Genomic DNA, 3,447 nt, shown 5'->3' on the forward strand with positions numbered 1-3,447 from the left:
TCGTGATTGTACCCCGGCCTGAGCGATCATTCCAGGCGCTGGCCGAGATGCCTCTGCTTTCCAACCTGTATCCATCGGACCTTGCTCAGCTCGACGCCGGCGTTCAAAAGCGACTCGACATCATAATCCCTTCCTGCCGGGGAATCACCTGCCTGGCCATTCCACCGTGTCCCACATCTGCCTCAGAAGTTAGGCGAAGAATTCGGAGTGGATTACCGCTGGTAAATATGTTGCCCGTCCCGGTAGAATCCTATATACTTCGTCATAGCCTTTATCAGGAGGAGAGCAATCGCACGCGCATCTAAGGCCACAGCCCTAGCCGTAGCCAGGGCGATGCTCGACAAGAAGGCCCTTGATGTCCAAGTCCTCCATGTCGCCCCTCTTACTTCAATAGCCGATTATTTGGTCATTGGATCGGCTGAATCCGACCGACAAACACGCGCGATCGCTGATTCCGTGGCCGAGGTGCTCTCGCGCGCGGGTCAACGGCCACTGAGTCTCGAAGGCACAACATCGGGGCAGTGGATCCTGATCGATTTTGGCGATGTCGTCGCCCATGTATTCAGACGCGACACACGCTCGCACTATGCCCTAGAACGTCTGTGGAGTGACGCTCAGTCCATCCCGATTTCAGACAATTCTTCGACTTCGACTGCCGCACCGAAGAGACGCGTGGTTCAGAAAACGGCAGCACGGAAGATAGTCTAGACTATGTTCAAACTGCTGATCACCATTTTTCTCATCAGCGCCGGGGTGTTCATCTACAGTTATTTTCGCGAGCTGAACCCGGGAACGGTCGTAGTCCATACCGCGCCAGGCGCCGAGTTTGAGCTCAGCCCGGTCACGCTTGTGTTGATTTCCATGGCGTTTGGCGCAGTGCTCGCGACCCTCGTCGTGGGGTTGCAGCAAACGGCGCACCTGATCCTGAACTGGCGCAGTAACCGTCTCGTCCGTCGCAAGGAGAAGGTGGATACACTCCACCGAGACGGAACCCATGCGTTCATGTCGAAACGCACCATCGAGGCGATCACACTCTTGGAGAAGGCCCTGGCCATTGATCCCAATCGAGTCGATTCGCTCCTGTGGCTGGGAAATATCTACCGATCAGAGCAGAATTTTCCTGAGGCAATCCGACTCCATCAACATGCGCAACGGGTGGACGATCGGAACATCGAAGTCTTGTTGGAACTAGGCAAGGATTTGGAAGAAGCCAAACGTTACGAGGAAGCGCTTCAGGCGCTTCAAAAAATTCTCAAGATTGAACCGGATAACCTGACGGCGCTCATTCGAAAGCGGAATCTCAATATCCGTATGGAGCGGTGGAGTGAAGCACTTGAGATCCAACACCGCTTACTCAAAGCCAATCTTCCCACCCCTGAAAAGCAGGCAGAAGAGGCCCTGCTCGTCGGATGCATGTATGAAGTCGGGCGTCAACTGCTCGAACGCGGGCATCCCGACAAAGCCCGTCGATACTTCCGAGGCGCCATCAAAAAGGACCGCAGTTTCCTCCCCGCCTATATCGGAATGGGCGAGATTCTGCTTCATGAAGGCAAAACTAAAGATGCCGTCGAAATCCTCAAGAAGGTGTACTCACGGACTCGAAGCGTGATCATTCTGCATCGTCTGGAAGAACTCTTCTTGGATCAAGGCGAGCCCAGCGAAATCATTCGGGTCTATCAAGAGGCCTTGCAACAAGACCCGCATAATCCGGTCCTCCAGTTCTATCTAGGCAAACTCTACTATCGGTTGGAAATGGTGGATGATGCGTTCGACCTGCTGTCGACGATCGAAGGCCCTCAGGACCATCTGTTGGACTATCACAAGATCATGGCCAATTTATACTTGCGGAAACAGCATTTTGAGGAGGCTATCGTAGAATTGAAAAAGGCCCTCAGCTTCAAAAAACGCGTGGTCGTTCCTTATATCTGCACACAATGTCAGCAGGAATCCGTCGAGTGGTCTGGCCGCTGCCGCCGCTGCGCCAAGTGGAACACCCTCACCGCTCTTCCTTGGCTGGAAGCCGGTCACACTGCCGCCAGCTCAGTTGGAGACGCCAGCTCCGCCCGTGCCATTCCCTATCAAGGCATTGCTTCTCCGTTTGAAACCGTGTAGGTTTCCCGCCAACCTCTGCTGAGTATTTGGTCTGTCGGTTTGTGGAGACCTACTCCTCGCTTCGTCAGATCAGGAGCCCAGCAGTTCATCACTGTTATTACCTTTGAGGATTCCATGACCTATACGACTTTTGCAGACAAAGCGCTCAACGACGAACCCCTTACTAGAGAAGAGTGTCGTTCCGTCTTGGCGACGCAGGATGACGAATTACTCGCGTTATTGCATGCAGCATTTCAAGTCCGCTCTAAGTATTTCGGCCGGACCGTCCGCCTCCAGATGTTGCAGAATGCCAAGAGCGGAGCTTGCCAAGAAGACTGCCACTACTGCTCTCAGTCTTCCATCTCGACAGCACCAATCGACCGATACAACTTGCTTCCTCAACAACAGATGATCGAGGGCGCCCGACAAGCCGCTGCCTCAAAAGCCCAACGTTATTGCATTGTCATCAGCGGACGCAGTCCGCTGGATCGAGAAATCGATGAAATCGCTAGAGCCGTTCGTTCGATCAAGCAGGAGATCCCAATCCAGATTTGTTGTTCACTTGGTTTGATGAATGAACCTCAAGCCAAGCGCTTGAAGGCCGCCGGCGTCGATCGGGTGAATCACAATTTGAATACCAGCGAAGCTTTCCACTCGTCAATCTGCACCACCCACACCTTCCAAGACCGATTGGCAACGATCAGAAATGTCCGCGCGGCGGGTTTGGAAATCTGCTCCGGTGGAATCGTGGGCATGGGAGAAAAAAATGAGGATGTGATTGAGCTGGCAATGGCCCTGCGTGACGTCAAGCCTGACTCAATTCCCTTGAACACGCTTCATCCGGTTGCCGGCACGCCATTGGAAAACTGCGATCAACTGACGCCGCAACGCTGTTTGAAGGTACTTTGTCTCTTCCGTTTTCTGCACCCACGCACCGAGATCCGCATCGCGGGCGGTCGCGAACACAACCTGCGCAGCCTCCAACCTTTGGCGCTTTATCCGGCAGACTCGGTTTTTGTGAACGGCTACTTGACGACTCCAGGTGCACCGGCTCCGGAAGTCTGGGGAATGATCAAAGATCTTGGGTTCACCATCGAGGTCGATTATCAGCAACCTGTAGCAAGCCAATCGCTATAGTGGACGACCGATCGATTCAACACCAGCGTTGTATTATTATTGCCGGACCAAACGGCTCAGGGAGACTACGTTCGCCAAAGAATTCCTGCTTCGCGAGGTCGGAGTCATCCATTTCGTGGATTCCGACCTCATTGCCGGTGGGCTTTCACGACTTCATCCGGAACTGGCTGCGGGACAAGCCGGTCGCCTTGTCCTCCTGGAGTTATCTCGTTTGGCTCA

General features: G+C 53.9%; 3 protein-coding genes and 1 pseudogene. All 4 read left to right on the forward strand.

Annotated elements, in window-relative coordinates:
- The first annotated feature begins 288 nt into the window (after positions 1-288).
- A complete protein-coding gene (gene rsfS, locus ACOSYY_RS00580; RefSeq protein WP_421660282.1) occupies positions 289-708 on the forward strand; it encodes a ribosome silencing factor in 420 nt (139 codons plus the stop codon).
- Positions 709-711: 3 nt separating this feature from the next.
- Positions 712-2,112, forward strand: coding sequence for a tetratricopeptide repeat protein (locus ACOSYY_RS00585; RefSeq protein WP_421660279.1), 1,401 nt, complete (start codon positions 712-714; stop codon positions 2,110-2,112).
- A 114-nt stretch (positions 2,113-2,226) separates the two neighbouring features.
- The gene (gene bioB / locus ACOSYY_RS00590; protein WP_421660280.1) at positions 2,227-3,228 is read left to right on the forward strand and encodes a biotin synthase BioB; all 1,002 of its coding nucleotides are present in this window, start codon (positions 2,227-2,229) and stop codon (positions 3,226-3,228) included.
- Between the two features lie 28 nt (positions 3,229-3,256).
- Positions 3,257-3,447 (forward strand): annotated as a pseudogene (locus tag ACOSYY_RS00595) (hypothetical protein); the annotation flags it as partial.

The sequence above is a fragment of the Nitrospira sp. BLG_2 genome, from assembly GCF_049222245.1.

Coding starts and splice junctions, on each gene's coding strand:
- ACOSYY_RS00585 (WP_421660279.1), top strand. CDS start 712: ATGTTCAAACTGCTGATCACCATTTTTCTCATCAGCGCCGGGGTGTTC.
- bioB (WP_421660280.1), top strand. CDS start 2,227: ATGACCTATACGACTTTTGCAGACAAAGCGCTCAACGACGAACCCCTT.